At 62.8% G+C, this 15,914-nt stretch carries 16 protein-coding genes; 15 read left to right on the forward strand and 1 reads right to left on the reverse strand.

Going from position 1 to position 15,914, the window contains the following annotated elements; all coding sequences use genetic code 11:
- The first annotated feature begins 148 nt into the window (after positions 1-148).
- The 12 genes from nagZ (at position 149) to IB277_RS05895 (ending at position 11,286) form a co-directional block, all read left to right on the forward strand.
- A complete protein-coding gene (gene nagZ, locus IB277_RS05840) occupies positions 149-1,165 on the forward strand; it encodes a beta-N-acetylhexosaminidase (RefSeq protein WP_090295642.1) in 1,017 nt (338 codons plus the stop codon).
- Between the two features lie 53 nt (positions 1,166-1,218).
- Positions 1,219-2,085: a ScpA family protein gene (locus tag IB277_RS05845; RefSeq protein ID WP_371813562.1), complete on the forward strand. Its 867-nt coding sequence runs from the start codon at positions 1,219-1,221 to the stop codon at positions 2,083-2,085.
- Positions 2,078-2,806 carry an SMC-Scp complex subunit ScpB gene (gene scpB, locus IB277_RS05850; protein WP_060516985.1) on the forward strand — a complete coding sequence of 243 codons (729 nt, stop codon included), beginning with the start codon at positions 2,078-2,080 and terminating at the stop codon, positions 2,804-2,806. The genes IB277_RS05845 and scpB overlap by 8 nt, the downstream gene beginning before the upstream one ends.
- Before the next feature lie 82 nt (positions 2,807-2,888).
- The gene (locus IB277_RS05855; RefSeq protein ID WP_090295639.1) at positions 2,889-4,001 is read left to right on the forward strand and encodes an ABC transporter ATP-binding protein; all 1,113 of its coding nucleotides are present in this window, start codon (positions 2,889-2,891) and stop codon (positions 3,999-4,001) included.
- A 91-nt stretch (positions 4,002-4,092) separates the two neighbouring features.
- Positions 4,093-4,299, forward strand: a complete 207-nt coding sequence (locus IB277_RS05860; protein ID WP_034796642.1) for a twin-arginine translocase TatA/TatE family subunit — start codon at positions 4,093-4,095, stop codon at positions 4,297-4,299.
- 74 nt (positions 4,300-4,373) lie between these two features.
- Complete coding sequence (tatB, locus tag IB277_RS05865) at positions 4,374-5,090, forward strand: Sec-independent protein translocase protein TatB (protein ID WP_090295637.1); 717 nt, start codon at positions 4,374-4,376, stop codon at positions 5,088-5,090.
- Positions 5,087-5,929, forward strand: a complete 843-nt coding sequence (gene tatC / locus IB277_RS05870) for a twin-arginine translocase subunit TatC (RefSeq protein WP_034796629.1) — start codon at positions 5,087-5,089, stop codon at positions 5,927-5,929. Before tatB ends, tatC begins: the two co-directional genes overlap by 4 nt.
- Positions 5,930-5,975: 46 nt before the next feature.
- Complete coding sequence (serS, locus tag IB277_RS05875) at positions 5,976-7,259, forward strand: serine--tRNA ligase (RefSeq protein WP_090295634.1); 1,284 nt, start codon at positions 5,976-5,978, stop codon at positions 7,257-7,259.
- A gap of 26 nt (positions 7,260-7,285) precedes the next feature.
- Complete coding sequence (surE, locus tag IB277_RS05880; RefSeq protein ID WP_090295631.1) at positions 7,286-8,056, forward strand: 5'/3'-nucleotidase SurE; 771 nt, start codon at positions 7,286-7,288, stop codon at positions 8,054-8,056.
- A complete protein-coding gene (locus IB277_RS05885; RefSeq protein WP_034796623.1) occupies positions 8,053-8,706 on the forward strand; it encodes a protein-L-isoaspartate(D-aspartate) O-methyltransferase in 654 nt (217 codons plus the stop codon). Before surE ends, IB277_RS05885 begins: the two co-directional genes overlap by 4 nt.
- 194 nt (positions 8,707-8,900) lie before the next feature.
- A complete protein-coding gene (locus IB277_RS05890) occupies positions 8,901-9,545 on the forward strand; it encodes a hypothetical protein (RefSeq protein WP_034796617.1) in 645 nt (214 codons plus the stop codon).
- A gap of 187 nt (positions 9,546-9,732) precedes the next feature.
- Positions 9,733-11,286, forward strand: a complete 1,554-nt coding sequence (locus IB277_RS05895) for a peptidoglycan DD-metalloendopeptidase family protein (protein ID WP_090295629.1) — start codon at positions 9,733-9,735, stop codon at positions 11,284-11,286.
- A 116-nt stretch (positions 11,287-11,402) separates the two neighbouring features.
- On the opposite strand, the gene IB277_RS05900 is transcribed toward IB277_RS05895, so the two are convergent.
- Entirely contained in the window at positions 11,403-12,272 is an 870-nt protein-coding gene (locus IB277_RS05900; RefSeq protein WP_090295626.1) for an ATP-binding protein, read from the reverse strand.
- 302 nt (positions 12,273-12,574) lie between these two features.
- Between IB277_RS05900 and yajC the strand changes: the two genes are divergently transcribed.
- The 3 genes from yajC to IB277_RS05915 are packed head-to-tail and all read left to right on the forward strand — an operon-like array spanning position 12,575 to position 15,914.
- The gene (yajC, locus tag IB277_RS05905; protein WP_034796611.1) at positions 12,575-12,910 is read left to right on the forward strand and encodes a preprotein translocase subunit YajC; all 336 of its coding nucleotides are present in this window, start codon (positions 12,575-12,577) and stop codon (positions 12,908-12,910) included.
- 45 nt (positions 12,911-12,955) lie between these two features.
- Positions 12,956-15,526, forward strand: a complete 2,571-nt coding sequence (gene secDF, locus IB277_RS05910) for a protein translocase subunit SecDF (RefSeq protein ID WP_090295623.1) — start codon at positions 12,956-12,958, stop codon at positions 15,524-15,526.
- 1 nt (position 15,527) lies between these two features.
- Complete coding sequence (locus IB277_RS05915) at positions 15,528-15,914, forward strand: Mth938-like domain-containing protein (RefSeq protein ID WP_034796607.1); 387 nt, start codon at positions 15,528-15,530, stop codon at positions 15,912-15,914.

Raw genomic sequence — 15,914 nt, forward strand, 5'->3', positions numbered from 1 at the left:
GCATAATGATCGAGTTGACGAAGGGCGCGGCCGAGGAGGCTGCGCCCTTCGCGTTTTCGGGCTTCCGATGCCCATGACCTTGTGCATGAGTGGGGGTGCGCTGTGTTTGTGGCTTCGCGCCGGGCAGCCCGCGCTCTATGCTTTTGGGATGAGCGAATCAAAAGCATTTATCTCCGGCTGCAAGGGCCTTTCCCTCACGAGCGACGAGCGCGATTTCTTTGCAGGAGAACGCCCCTGGGGCTTCATTCTGTTCGGTCGCAACATTGGCGAGGAGCAGCAGATCTCGGATCTGGTGGCAGCCCTTCGCGACAGCATCGGCAATCCCAATGCGCCCGTGCTCATCGACCAGGAAGGCGGACGCGTTCAGCGCATCCGCCCACCGCTCGTTCAGCAGTATCCGAATGGCGCGGCGATCGGCGAAATCTACCGCCGCGACGCGAAGCTCGGTCTGCGCGCCGCCTGGCTGATGGGACGCCTGCACGCCTTTGACCTGATGCGCTTCGGCATCACCGCCGATTGCCTGCCTGTGCTCGACGTGCCCGTGCCCGGCAGCCACGACGTCATCGGCAATCGCGCCTATGGGCACGATCCCGAGACCGTCACGGCAATCGGCCGTGCGATGGGCGAGGGACTGAAGGCCGGCGGCATGCTGCCTGTAATGAAGCATATGCCGGGCCACGGACGCACCTTCGTCGACTCGCACCACAACCTGCCTGTCGTCAGCGCCACATTCGACGAGCTTGCTGCGAGCGACTTCCTGCCCTTCGTTGCGATGAAGGACGAGGTGATGGCGATGTCGGCGCACATGGTGTTCACCGCGATCGATCCGGACAATCCGGCGACCACCTCTGCGAAGGTCGTGCGCGAGATCATTCGCGGCCATATCGGTTTCGACGGCTTGCTGATGTCGGATGACGTGTCGATGAACGCGCTTGCCGGCGACATGACGACCCGCGCGCGCAACATCATTGCCGCGGGACTTGATCTCGTCTTGCATTGTCATGGCATAATGGAGGAAATGAAGGCCGTCGCGGATGTCGTGCCGGTTCTGGCTGGCGAAAGCTTGCGCCGGGCGCGGGCCGCCGAAGCCGCGTTCCGGGCGCCTGACTGTGCGAGCGAAGTCGATCTGCGGGCGGAGTTCAATGCCCTGTTTGCAACCGTCTGAGGCAAACTGAGGCTGACGGCAAACAGGGATTGAAGGAAAGGATCGGGCTGCCAGTGAGCAATGCGGGCGAAAGACAAGGCAAGCCTGCGTCGAAGGCGCCGATGGAGCCCTTGTGGCAGGATGAGACTGCCGAGCGCGGACTGCATGAGGAAGCGCTGGTGGTCGACATCGCCGGCTTCGAAGGTCCGCTCGACCTGCTGCTGCATCTCGCCCGAAGCCAACGCGTCGACCTTTCGCGCATTTCCGTCCTGGCGCTCGCCGAACAGTACATCGCCTTTATCGAACGCGCGCGCAGCATCCGCATCGAGCTTGCGGCCGATTACCTCGTCATGGCGGCGTGGCTCGCCTATCTGAAGTCGCGGCTGCTGATCCCGCAGCAGGCGAAGGATGACGGTCCTACCGGCGAGGAGATGGCCTCGGCGCTGGCCTTCCGGCTCAAGCGGCTGGAAGCGATGCGTGAGGCGGCGACGCGGCTCATCAACCGAAACCGGCTCGGCCGGGACGTTTTCGTCCGAGGCGCACCGGAGCATATCGTCACCGAGAGGAAATCCGGTTTCGACGCTTCGCTCTACGATCTGCTGAGCGCCTACGCGGGCCTGCGCCAACGACAGGCGATCACCCAGGTGACAATCGAGAAGCGCCACGTCTGGTCGCTGTCCGATGCGCGGCTGATCCTGGCCCGCATGATCGGTGGTCTCGACGACTGGACTGCGCTCGATCATTTTCTCGTGCGCTACATGACGACGCCGAAGGAGAGAGCGACGGCAATCGCCAGCTCCTTTGCCGCGTCGCTCGAAATGGTTCGCGAGGGCCGCCTGGAGATCCGCCAAGAGGAGGCCTTCGCGCCGATCTATCTCCGGCGCGGACCAAATCCGATCGATGCGGAGACTCTCGCCGAGATGGAGGCAGCCCGTGGCTGAAGCCCAGAAGTACCTGCCTGGCGTTCCCGACGAGGAGGACGAGATCGAAACGGCATCCCTCGACCCCCGGCTGGAGCAGGAAGCCGAGCGGATCGCCGAAGCCCTGGTGTTCGCTTCGGCGCAGCCGGTGTCCGAGGCCTATATCGAGAGCCGGTTGCCGCGTGGCGCCGATGTCCGCACGATCATGCTGCGGCTTAAAGCCGTTTACGCGACGCGCGGCGTCAACCTCGTTCAGGTGGCCGACCATTGGGCCTTCCGCACGGCCGCCGATCTCTCTTTCGTCGTTCAGACCGACGAACAGGAGGTCCGCAAGCTTTCAAGGGCAGCCCTCGAGGTTCTGTCGATCATCGCCTACCATCAGCCGGTTACGCGCGCCGAGATCGAGGATATCCGCGGCGTGCAGACCTCGAAGGGTACGCTCGACGTGTTGATGGAGGCGGGCTGGGTCCGGTTCCGCGGGCGCCGGCGCACACCGGGGCGTCCGGTGACCTTCGGTACGACGCGCGACTTCCTCGATCACTTCGGGCTTGAGGAACTGCGCGACCTGCCGGGCATCGAGGAATTGAAGGGCGCCGGGCTGCTCTCCGGCCGCGTGCCTTCGAACCTCAACATCCCCGTTCCGACCGGCGACGACGAACTGGCCGAGAACGAGGATCCGATCACCCAGCTCGACCTGGAGGAACTGGGGCTCTTGACACCGAAGGGCGAAGAAGCCGATTAGAAAAACCTGATTATAGATATCGGCTTTCCATGGCGTCGGGGCTCGCTGAGCCTGCGCCACTGGTGTCAAGGAATGCAAGAGCATGGTTTCAGATCCGCAGGACGCTCCCGTCATGACCACGCGACGGACAGCGGGCGTCTCCTTCGCGGCGAGCCTGACCTTCGAAGATATTCACCACAGCTATCACGCCAAGGAAACGATCAAGGGCGTCAGCCTGGCGGCAAAGGCCGGCGAGGTCCTTTGCCTGCTCGGGCCTTCGGGATCCGGCAAGACGACCCTGCTGCGCATCGCCGCGGGTATCGAGAGGCAGAGCGCTGGGCGTCTGATGCTTAATGGCCAGGAAATTTCCGGCCCCTCTGTCTTCCTGCCGCCGGAAAAGCGTGGCGTCGGGCTGATGTTTCAGGACTTTGCGCTTTTCCCGCACATGACGATCCGCGACAATGTCCGTTTCGGTCTGACGGCGATCTCCAAGAAGGAAGGTCTGATCCAGGCGGATGCGGCGCTCGAGCGTGTCGGCCTGTCGCACTATGCCGATCTGTATCCGCACGTGCTTTCCGGCGGCGAGCAGCAGCGCGTAGCGCTTGCCCGCGCGCTCGCGCCGCGCCCGGCGGTGCTGCTCATGGACGAACCATTTTCCGGCCTCGATTCGCGCCTGAAGGATTCGATCCGTGCCGATACGCTGGCGATCCTCAGGGAAACGCGGGCAACGGCTATCGTCGTCACGCATGACGCCGAAGAGGCGATGCGCATGGCGGATCGCATCGCGCTCCTGAAGGACGGGCGCCTCGTTCAGGTCGGAACGGCCGACGAACTCTACCGCGAGCCGAGGGATCTTTTTGCCGCCGGCTTCTTCTCGGAGATCAACGTCTTCGATGCGCAGGTTCGTGACGGCCGCGTCGAAACGCCGGTCGGAAGCGTTGCAGCCGGCCCCCATCCGGAAGGCAAGCGCCTCTCGGTGGCTGTCAGGTTGTCTGGAGTGCGCGTCGGCGAAGAGGATGGCGACATTCCCGCCCGCATTCTCTCCCGTCGCTTCATCGGCGTGGTCGAGCTTCTGGAGCTCGCTGTGCCGCGTTGTGAGGAGGTGGTTCGGGCGCGCATCAGGGCGGACCGATTGCCGCATGGATTGCGTGATGTAATGCTTTCAGTTAACGAGCGGGATATATTACTGTTTGAAAAAAGCAGTTCGGCATCTTAGGTTCTGTCACAACGAGACGCGTGCTTGAGGCACGCCTGAAAATTGACATGTGATAGAGCCTAAATCGGGGAAGGCTCAGAGGAGTAAGAGCATGGGTTCGTTAAGCATTTGGCACTGGCTGATCGTTCTGGTCGTGGTGCTGCTCTTGTTCGGTCGCGGTAAAATCCCCGAACTGATGGGTGACGTTGCTAAGGGCATCAAGAGTTTCAAGAAGGGCATGTCCGACGATGAGGCGGCTGCTACCGACAAGACGCTCGACAGCAAGACCGTTGACCACAAGTCTGACGAAGTTCGCTAACAGTCTGGTGTCGGTGAAGCCTGTCCGGTGTCCATACCGGGCTGGCGGCATCAAGGGTTTGCAGGACATATCGCATGCTTGATATCGGCTGGACCGAGCTCGTCGTCATCGCAATCGTTCTGATCGTGGTTGTCGGGCCGAAAGATCTTCCGCCAATGTTGCGGGCTTTCGGCCGCATGACCTCGAAGATGCGCGGCATGGCATCGGAATTCCGTCAGCAGTTCGATGAAGCGCTGCGCGAAGCGGACCTTGACGAGGTTCGAAAGACCATCAGCGACGCGCAAAGTCTCAATCCGGCCAATGCGTTGCGCGATGCAATCAATCCGCTGCGCCAGATGGGCAACGATATCAAGGCGGACCTGCAGAAGGCGGCCACACCCGCCCAGCCTGCGACATCGAACACCGTCGATACGGTTTCCGCCGTCGAACCAGCCGTTGCGCCGGCCGCGGTCGAAGCCAAGCCCGCAGATGCGGTTGCCGCTGCGGCAATCGGTTCGGCCAATCGCGAGATCGAGCGCGCAGAGGTCGCATCCGTACCGGCAGAAAAGCCGAAGCGTGCGACCAGGACGAAGGCCGATGCGACGCCGGCTGTAAAGAAGGCCGCGCCCAAGTCGACAACGGCAGCGCCCAAGACGGCAACAGCTGCATCCAAGTCGGCCACGGCAAAGTCTGCTGCCAAGGCGCCCGCGAAGCCGGCCGCTGAAAAGAAAAAAGTGACGCCGACAGTGGCAGAGCCTGCTGCCAAGACGTCAAAGCCGCGCACCAGCGCGCGCAAGAAAGGTGAAGCATGAGCGGCGATATCGAGGACCGGCCGCAGCCGCTGATCGAGCATCTGATCGAATTGCGCAGGCGCCTGATGTGGGCCATCGGCGCGTTCTTCGCTGCGTTCCTCGTCTGCTTCTACTTCGCCAAGGGCCTGTTCAACCTTCTGGTGCTGCCGTTCAAATGGGCCGTGAGCTGGGCGGGCCTCAACCATCGCAATGTCGAGCTCATCTACACGGCGCCGCAGGAGTTCTTCTTCACCCAGATTAAGGTGGCGATGTTCGGTGCGCTGGTCATCGCCTTTCCTGTAATCGCGGCACAGATCTACAAGTTCGTTGCACCGGGGCTCTATAAGAACGAGCGCGCGGCGTTTCTGCCGTTCCTGGTCGCGTCACCGCTCCTGTTTCTGCTTGGCGGCGCGCTTGTCTATTTCTTCTTCACACCGATGGTCATGTGGTTCTTCCTGGCCATGGAGCAGGGCGGTGGCGAAGGGCAGGTGGCCATTCAGCTCCTGCCGAAGGTTTCGGAGTATCTCAGCCTGATCATGTCGCTGGTCTTCGCCTTCGGCCTTGTCTTCCAGCTCCCGGTCATCACCACGCTTCTTGCCCGCGTCGGCTTCGTGAGCTCGCAGGGTCTTGCCGAGAAGCGCAAATACGCGATCGTAATCGCCTTCGTTGTCGCGGCCGTGCTCACGCCGCCGGACCCGATTTCCCAGATCGGCCTTGCGCTGCCAGCCATCCTTCTCTACGAAATTTCGATCTATACGGCGCGACTCGTCGAAAGGCAGCGGGCAGCGGACGCGCTCAAGAGCGAGGCTGCCGAGTCGCAGGAAGGATCTTCCGGAGAGGTCGGCCCCGCCAAGGGCTGAGCATTCGAGATTTCGCGCCGTGATCTGACCAACGCGTGGAACGAAAATGCTTGATATCAAATGGATCCGTGAGAATGCCGAGATGCTGGACGCCGCCCTGGCGAAGCGGGGCGCGGAGCCTTTGTCGGCATCTCTGATCGCGCTCGACGAACGCCGCCGTACGAACCTTCAGGCGCTGCAGGACATGCAGTCGCGCCGCAATGCGGCCTCGAAGGATATCGGCGCGGCCATGGCGCAGAAGAATGCCGAGCTCGCCGACAAGCTGAAGGCCGAGGTTGCCGACCTGAAGAACGCCATGCCCGCGCTCGAAGAGGACAGCCGCAATATCGAGGCCGAGCTCAACGACGCCCTCTCGCGCATTCCGAACATCCCGCTGGACGATGTACCCGTCGGTGCCGACGAGACCGGCAACGTCGTCAAGAGCGTGGTTGGCAAGAAGCCCACCTGGAACCACCAGCCGCGCGAGCACTTTGAAATCGGCGAAGCGCTCGGGCTGATGGATTTCGAGGGTGCGGCCCGCATTTCCGGTTCGCGCTTCACGATCCTGAAGGGCCAATTGGCGCGGCTCGAGCGCGCGCTCGGCCAGTTCATGCTCGACCTGCACACCCAGGAACATGGTTACACCGAAGTGCAACCGCCGCTTTTGGTGCGCGACGATGCGATGTATGGCACCGGCCAGCTGCCGAAATTTGCCGAAGACCTCTTCCGCACCACGGATGGCCGTTGGCTGATCCCGACGGCGGAAGTGCCGCTCACCAACATCGTCCGGGAGCAGATCCTGGAAGGCGAAAAGCTGCCGCTGCGTTTCACCGCGCTGACGCCGTCCTTCCGCTCGGAAGCTGGTTCTGCCGGTCGCGATACCCGCGGCATGTTGCGCCAGCACCAGTTCAACAAGGTGGAACTGGTCTCGATCACCGATGCCGAAACGTCCGTTGCCGAACACGAGCGCATGACCGCCTGCGCCGAGGAGGTGCTGAAGCGCCTCGGCCTGCATTACCGCGTCATGACCCTTTGCACCGGCGACATGGGCTTTGGCGCCCGCAAGACCTATGACCTCGAGGTATGGCTGCCGGGACAGGATACGTTCCGCGAGATTTCGTCCTGCTCGGTCTGTGGCGATTTCCAGGCGCGCCGCATGAACGCCCGCTATCGCACCAAGGAAGACAAGGGAACCCGCTTCGTTCACACGCTGAACGGTTCGGGCGTTGCCGTCGGCCGCGCGCTCATCGCCGTCATCGAGAACTATCTGAATGACGATGGTTCGATATCGGTGCCGGAGGTGCTGGTCCCCTACATGGGCGGCCAGACGCGCATCGAAAAGGTAGCCTGAGCGAACGTCGAGGGGAGTGCGGCATCATGCGGATCCTGCTGACAAACGATGACGGCATTCACGCCGAGGGCCTGTCGGTACTTGAACGCGTCGCCCGGACGATTTCGGACGATGTGTGGGTCGTTGCGCCCGAAGCGGACCAGAGCGGCCTTGCCCATTCGCTGACCCTGTCGGAGCCATTGCGGCTGCGGCAGATCGCGGAAAAGCGCTTCGCACTTCGCGGCACGCCGACCGATTGCGTCATCATGGCCGTCCGCAAGGTACTCGATCGCAAGCCCGATCTCGTGCTGTCCGGCGTCAACATTGGCGCCAACATGGCCGACGACGTGACCTATTCCGGTACCGTCGCCGGCGCCATCGAAGGAACGTTGCAGGGCATCCGCTCGATCGCGCTGAGCCAGGCCTACAATCACGCCGTCGGAAAGACCGTACCGTGGGATGTCGTCGAAATGCACGCGCCGGCCTTGGTCCGCAAGCTGATGAAGGTGGATCTGCCCGACGGCACGCTGCTCAACGTCAACTTCCCCAATTGCTCGGCGGACGCTGTTGCCGGTACGGAGGTGACGTCGCAAGGCAAGCTCGACTTCGGCCTGTCGATCGACGAGCGAACCGATGGCCGCGGCTTTCCCTATTTCTGGTTGCGTTTCGGCGAACGCTTCGGCGATTTCCGCGCCGGAACCGATATTCACGCCCTGCGTGAAAACATGATCTCGGTCACGCCGCTCAAACTCGACCTTACCGACTACAGTGTCCAGGATCGCCTGGCGCGGGCGCTCAACGAGGGAGCCGTTGCTTGAGTGCGCGGGTGACCGAACAGGAAGGCTTTGCCAAGATGGTGCTGCGTCTGCGCGCCGAAGGCATCACCAACCATGATCTGTTGAAGGCGGTTGAGCAGACGCCGCGAAGCCATTTCGCGCCGCCGCAGTACCAGGCCGAAGCCCATTCGCAGCGGACGATCCCGCTCGATTGCGGTTCGTTCATGGAGGGATACGACTTTGCGGTCCGTCTGCTGCACAGTCTCAATCTGAAATCCGGCCAGCGTGTTCTCGAAGTCGGCACCGGCAGCGGCTTCACGGCCGCGGTCATGGGACGCGTTGCCGAGCGGGTGCTGACGATCGACCGCTATCAGACGCTCGTTGGCATGGCCCAGAAGAACCTCGAAAAAACGGGTGTTCGTAATGTCATCGTCCGGCATGCCGACGGTAGCGCCGGCGTGCCGGGTGAGGGCACCTTTGACCGGATCCTGATCACGGCCGCCTTCAACAGTCTGCCGCGCATGTTTTCGGATCACCTCGTTTCGGGCGGCACCCTGCTGGTTCCGATCATGATGAGCGAGACCCATTGCCGGGTCGTGCGCGTCAGCCGCACGGGCAGCCGCTTCGATCGCGAGGATCTGTTCGACGCGCCTTACCTTCCGATCGTGCAGCAGCTGGCGTCGTTTCTCTAAATATTGAATTCCCGTCCGCGCGGGTGAGGAGCGCCGGTCGCGCCGGCGTCGACTATTAACGACCCCTTAACTTCCTCCAGCTTCGCGCAAGCTTCGCGCCATACGCCTGCCGTGCACGGACAGGGTTCCGCCTACGAGTCGTCGCTTGCCTTGCGACGTCGGCGGACACCGGTCGCGAGGTACGGAGACGGCACATGCAGATCGCGAACAGGTTGACGGCGGCAGCATCCGGCGACGGGCTGAACAATCTTGCCGGGCGCAATGCCGGCCAGACGAATTCCGCAGGCAAGGATGAGCAGGCGGCGCAGGCGCTTGCCGCGACCTTCTTTGATCCGACGCCACGCATCTCGCTTTCGGCCGATGCCCTGCTTTATCTAGGCCAGACGAAGAAGGGATCCGACGGCCAGCCGGCGCTCACCCGCGAGGAATGGAACAACCGACTGTCGCCGCAACTGGCCTCGCGCGAGTACCAGGCCTTCGGCAAGTTTCTCGATTCCGGCGATCACCAGGCCTATTACAAGAACTTCATCGACTACTACGACGGCCTTCGTCCGGAGGACCAGAACAGTTTGCGCTATTTCGGGACACGCGAGGCGGCGGTGGCCGGTCTGCGGTCGCTCGAATATGAAGAAGCAAGCGGTGCGGACGGAGACGCGGCGTTCCAGACTTTGGTGAGCGTCCTGCTCGACGAAGACAAGACGGCGCAGTCCGAAACCCTGGCGCAGCCGGCCGGTCGCCAGATTTTTGCCTGGGACCTGACGAGCATCAGCTACGAAGAAGACCAGACGGAGCGGCGATCCGTGTCCGAGATCGAGCGCCTCTATTCCGAACTGATCTAGCGCTAGGCTCCTCGTGCCCGGGCGGCAGCTGTGACGCTGCCTCTAGCATGCCCTTGACGGGCGACGGTCGACCTATGGTTAGCATTTGGTCAAATTAGTCCTTTGGTGGGGTCTGCCTTAACCACGCGGTAACTCTAATACGCTTTAATCAATCCACATCGAGTTGCGTTCGGAGTGGGTAAGCGTCATGCGTAAGTTTGTATCTCCCGGGGTTGGAAAGTCGACGATCCGCCTTTGCGTGGCGGTCCTGCTGGCAGGCGTCGCAACAGGCTGCAGTTCGGATGCAAGCCGGTTTGACGGCCTGTTCTCCCGGTCCGACAACATCACCACAAATTCCATCCCCCGAGACGCAACGCCGGTTCCGCGCGGCGATGTGTCCGTCGGTCAGATGGCGGCAGCGCCGGTTGATAACCGTGGTTCAGCCCTCGGTCAGCCCTATCCCGCGGCAGCCGGGCAGGGTGCCTACGATCCGGTAAACACGGCCTCCACGCCCGTATCCAACGCCCGCGTCGCCTCGACCCCGATCTCCGTTCAGCGCACCACTCTGGCTGACCCGAGCGCTGCTGGAAACCAGCGCGCCGAAGCCCAGCCGTTCCCGGCAGCACGCCAGCAGGCCGCACTCGCCACGCAGCAGACGCTTCCCGCAACGGTCAAGGAAACCGCAAGCAAGAGCGGCTGGACGACGCAGAACGCTCCGACGATCATGGTTCGCCCGGGTGACAATGTCGCCGTTCTCTCCAAGCGTTTTGGTGTCCCGGAAAAGGAAATCCTGAAGGCCAACGGTCTGCAGTCCGCAGCGCAGGTCGAGACCGGTCAGCGTCTCGTCATCCCGACCTTCGGCGTCGCAGGCAGCGCTGCCAAGGCGGCAGCCACGAACTCGATCGCCGATCTCGATGGCAACAGCCGCCAGCCGTCGCCGCTGCCGGTCAACCAGCGCGACGTTGCGATCCTGCCGGGTTCGGCCCAGTCCCGCGAAAAGGGTGAAGGCAAGTCTGACGTCGTTGCAGGCAAGCCGGCAACGAACGGCGAGGGCGCCGGCGGTGGATCCTACACCGTCAAGCCGGGCGACTCGCTCAACCGTATCGCCAAGACGACGGGCGTATCCGTTGCCGCCCTCAAGCAGGCAAACGGCCTGACGGCCGAATCGATCCGTGTCGGCCAGACGCTGCAACTGCCGGGCGCAAATGGTGCCGCTCCGGATCAGCTCAAGACGGCCTCGGTTCCCAAGAAGGCCGAGCAGCCGCAGGTTGCCTCGCTCGACAAGAACAAGCCGGCTGAATACCAGGCGCCGGTTGCCAAGCAGAGCGTCAGCGAAGTCGCCAGCAAGACGACGGATATCGACGACGATTCTCCGAAGTCGACCGGCATCAGCAAGTACCGCTGGCCTGTGCGCGGCGCAGTCGTCGCCGGCTACGGCGCCAATGTCGATGGCAACCGCAACGACGGTATTAACATCTCGGTGCCCGAGGGCACGCCGATCAAGGCGGCTGAAAACGGTGTCGTTATTTATTCGGGCAGCAGCCTGAAGGAACTCGGCAACGCCGTCCTGGTGCGCCACGACGACGGCACGGTCACGGTTTATGGTAACGCTTCCGAACTCAAGGTTCAGCGCGGCCAGAAGGTTCAGCGCGGCCAGACGCTCGCTGCTTCGGGCATGACCGGCCGGGCAAGCCAGCCGCAGGTTCACTTCGAGGTGCGCAAGAACGCCACCGCGGTAAACCCGGCGACCTTCCTCGAATAGTCTCGATCGGTCGCAAAGCCGATCCGGATCCGATGTTTGCACCGCTTGCCCTCTCGGGCAGGCGGTGCTTTCTATTTCAGGATGTCGGCAAGGCGTGCGGTTCGCGACGCGCCCGGTTACCCGTCGAGCCTGTGGCGCAGGCGGCCGGCGAGATCCTGGATGAATTGCCAGGCGACGCGGCCGGACCGTGCGCCACGGGTCGTTGCCCATTCCAGCGCTTCGGCGTGCAAGGTGTCGCGATCGAGCTTGAAGCCATAGTGCGCGGCATAGCCGTCGATCATCGCCAGATAGTCGTCCTGGCTGCACTTGTGGAAGCCGAGCCACAGGCCGAAACGGTCGGACAGCGAAACCTTCTCCTCGACCGCTTCCGACGGGTTGATCGCGGTCGACTGCTCGTTCTCCATCATATGCCGCGGCAGCAGGTGGCGCCGGTTCGAGGTGGCGTAAAGGAGCACGTTGGAAGGGCGTCCCTCGACGCCGCCGTCGAGCACGGCCTTCAGCGACTTGTAGGACGTATCGTCGTGATCGAAGGACAGATCATCGCAGAAGACGATAACCGGGACCGGTGCCGACTTCAGAATGTCCATCAGCGCCGGAAGCGTGGCAATATCTTCGCGATGCACCTCGACCAGCTTGACCGCAACACCGGTGTCGCGCGCAACCTGCGCATGAACCGATTTTACCAGCGAGGATTTGCCCATGCCGCGTGCGCCCCAGAGAAGCACGTTATTGGCCGTGTAGCCCTCGGCAAAGCGCAGCGTGTTGTCGAGCAGGATGTCACGGACATGGTCGACCCCGGTGATCAGGGACAGTTCGATGCGGTTCGGCTTGGTGACCGGCTGCAGATGGTGTGTCGCCGGGGCCCAGACGAAGCACTCGGCAGCGGTCCAGTCGTTCGCTGCAGCGGCGGGTCCGGCCATGCGCTCGATCGCCGCGGAAAGCTTCTGCATTTCCCTGATGAGAACGTCGATCTTGGCTTCCGGCATATGTCTCTCTCCACTCGCTGAATCAGGTGTTTGGCCGTGCCGTCATGATTCGAGGCGGCGTGGCCCTGGTGTTTACCGTAACCGCGTCGCGGCCAGGTCCCACCAGAAACCCGGTAGCACGCAGGTTTACGCTGGAAAAGGTCACCGAGGCCCGCGCGAGGGGTTCTCCTCTTGTGTAAATTGTGTCAGAGGCACAGGAACGGGTACGGGTGCCCGCGGCTTTGCAGAGCGGCGGGGCGTCCCTATATTCCGGCCGATTTGGCGCGGAGGAACCGCCGATATTTGAACTCAAGGAGTGATCGATGTTCATTACCGAAGCTTTTGCGCAGACTGCCGGCGCCCCTTCCGCCGGCGGCGCGGACATTCTCATGTCCATCCTGCCGTTCCTGCTGATTTTCGTCGTTATGTATTTCCTGATCATCCGTCCGCAGCGCGCTCAGATGAAGCGCCGCGAGGAACTCCTGAAGAACATCCGTCGCGGTGACCAGGTCGTGACCGGTGGCGGCATCGTCGGCAAGGTCACCAAGGTCGTTGACGACAGCGAACTCGAAGTCGAAATCGCCGATGGCGTGAAGATCCGCGTCGTCCGCAGCGGCGTGTCGGAAGTTCGCGTCAAGGGCGAGCCTGTCAAGGAATAAGGCAGGAACAGCCACCACCAGCCGAGCAACTGGAGCGTTTGAGGCATGCGCAGATTACCGCCGTTGAAACGTATCCTCGTCTGGTTGGTGGCGCTTGCCGGCATCGCCTTTGCGCTGCCGAACGTTCTAAGCCGGGAGGAGGCAGCCGAACTTCCGTCTTGGCTGCCCCATCGCCAGGTGGCGCTCGGGCTCGATCTCCAGGGTGGCTCCCATTTCATGCTGCGGGCGGCGCGCAGCGACATCGTCGCTGAACGGCTCGAGACGATCGCCAACGAGGTCGGCAAATCGCTGCGCGATGCCGACATCGCCTATATCGGCCTTTCCGGCGAAGGCCAGTCGATCGCCTTCCGCGTTCGCGACCGGTCGCAACTCTCTGCCGCTCGCGAGCGGCTGAGGCCGCTGACGGCGCCCGTCGATATCGGGGGGTTCGGCTCCGAGCCGATTTCCGAGGTCGTGTTCGACAGTGCAGAACCGGATGAACTGGTTCGCCTGCGCCTCACGGACGAAGGCATCGACTACCGGCTCTCGCTGGCCGTGGCGCAGTCCATCGACGTCGTACGCCTCCGCGTCGCCGAAGTTGGCGCCATCGAGCCGCTGATCCAGCGCCGTGGCGATGACCGGCTGATCGTGCAGGTGCCTGGCCTCGGCGATCCGCAGCGGTTGAAGGATCTGCTCAGCCAAAGGGCCAACCTGGCCCTGCGGATGCTGGATACCTCCGTGCCCGTGCAACGCGCCGTGGAGGGCCAGCCTCCGTCCGGCACGGAAGTCCTATATTCCTTCGACGACCCGCCAGTGCCCTATCTCGTCGAAAAGGCACCGCTGCTTGCAGCGGCGAATTTTGTTGCAGCCCAGCCGGAACCTGATGCTTCCGGCGAAAGCGCGTCGGTCGCCATCAAGATCGATACCGCTTCGCAGCAGCGTGTTGCCGCCCTTGCGGCGCAGCAGCCGCCAAAGGATGCAGCGATCGTTCTCGATGGACAGGTCATCGCGACGCTCAAGCTGTCGGAGGCTGTCAACGGCGACACCTTGCGCATCTCCGCAGACCTGCCGACCGAAGGTGCGACCGACCTTGCCGCTCTCGTGCGCACAGGGCCACTCGCGACGCCCCTGACCTTCGTCGAAGAGCGAACGGTCGGCCCCGGCGTCGGTGGCGACGCCATCGCAGACGGCCTGAAGGCGGGTCTGGTTGCGGCTGTCGCAGTCGCCGCATCGATGATCTTTTTCTACGGCGTCTTCGGCGTCTTTGCGGTCATTGCGCTCGCCCTGAACATTGTCCTGATTATCGCGGCGCTTTCCCTTTCGGGCGCGACGCTGACCCTTCCGGGCATTGCCGGCATCATTCTGACGATCGGCGTGGCCGTCGATTCGAACGTGCTGATCTACGAGCGCCTGCGTGAAGAGGTTCGCGGCGCCGAGCCCCTGCGGCGCACCATCAACAACGCCTTTTCGCGTGTCTTCAGCAGCATCTTCGATGCCAACCTGACGATGCTGATTGCGAGCGCCATCCTCTTTTATCTTGGCTCCGGATCGGTGCGCGGCTTTGCCGTTACGCTTGCGATCGGTAGCGTGACGACGCTCTTCACCGCTTACACGGTCACCCGCCTGATCGTGAAGCGCTGGCTGCGCCAATGGAAGTCGGAACGCTTGCCGAAGGGTATTCGGACCGGCCGCTTCAGCGACCTGGACATCCGCTTCATGCGGATCCGCAACCCGGTCTTCATCCTGATGGCGGCGCTGTCGCTCGCCTCCGTCCTGCTGCTTGCCGGCATCGGGCTCAATCTCGGCGTCGACTTCAAGGGCGGCTCGATCATCGAGCTGCATTCCAAAGGCGGACCGGTCGATGTCGCCGATCTTCGCGCGCGCCTCGACGAGCTGAATTTCGGCGAGGTCCAGGTGCAGCAGCTCGGCTCGGGCGAGGACGTTCTGGTGCGGGTACCGTCGCAGGAGGCGGGAGACAACGCCGAACAGACGGCCGCCGGCGTCATCCGGTCGGAACTTTCGGACGAGTATGATTTCCGCCGCGTCGAGGTGGTCGGCCCCGTCGTATCCGGCGAACTGACACGCGCCGGCACTATCGGGCTTGCTGTTTCGTTCCTTGCTATCCTGCTCTATGTGTGGCTGCGCTTCGAGTGGCGCTTCGCCGTCGGCGCGATCATTGCCACGACGCACGACGTCCTGCTGACGATCGGTTTCCTCGTGCTGACCGGCATCGAGTTCAATCTCGGCAGCATTGCCGCGGTTCTGACGATCGTCGGCTACTCGCTGAACGACACGGTCGTCATCTACGATCGCATCCGCGAAAACCTTGCACGCTACAAGCGCATGCCGTTGTCGGTGCTGATCGATACGTCGATCAACCAGACACTGTCGCGCACCATCCTGACAGCGCTGACGACCGTTCTGGCACTGACAGCGCTTTATCTCTTCGGTGGCGGCCTTATCCGCGCCTTCAGTGTTACAATGCTGTTTGGCGTTATCGTCGGAACGATCTCGTCCATTTACATCGCCGGGCCGATCCTCATCCTCTTCAGAAAGCGCACCGACCACATTCCGGGGGACGAGAACGCCTCCGGCGCGGATACGGGTGCGGCGGGCGCGGCAAAGGGTGCTGTTTGAAATGCCTAAGGGAATTGAAATTCGCGAAGCCCATTTTCCGGGACGTGCGCCCATTGATGCCTACGGCAATGGTGGCTTTCGCTTCGCAGACATGTCGCATCGTGGCTCGATCCTGATGCTGCCCTCGGGCGTCTATGCATGGGACGTCGCGGAGGGCGATGCGCTGACGGTCGAGAAGTTCTACAAGGTCGTCGATGAAGCGAAGGACATTGAGGTGCTGCTGGTCGGCACCGGCAAGGACATTCGCCCGCTGCCGGCCGATGTGAAGACAGCTTTACGCGCCGCCAACATATCGTCGGATCCCATGAGCACCGGGGCCGCTGTCCGCACCTACAATGTGATGCTGGCCGAATCGCGCGCAGTCGCCGTCGCACTGATCGCAGTCTGA

It is taken from the genome of Ensifer sp. ENS07, from assembly GCF_014852185.1.
In the GTDB taxonomy this organism is placed as follows: domain Bacteria; phylum Pseudomonadota; class Alphaproteobacteria; order Rhizobiales; family Rhizobiaceae; genus Ensifer; species Ensifer adhaerens.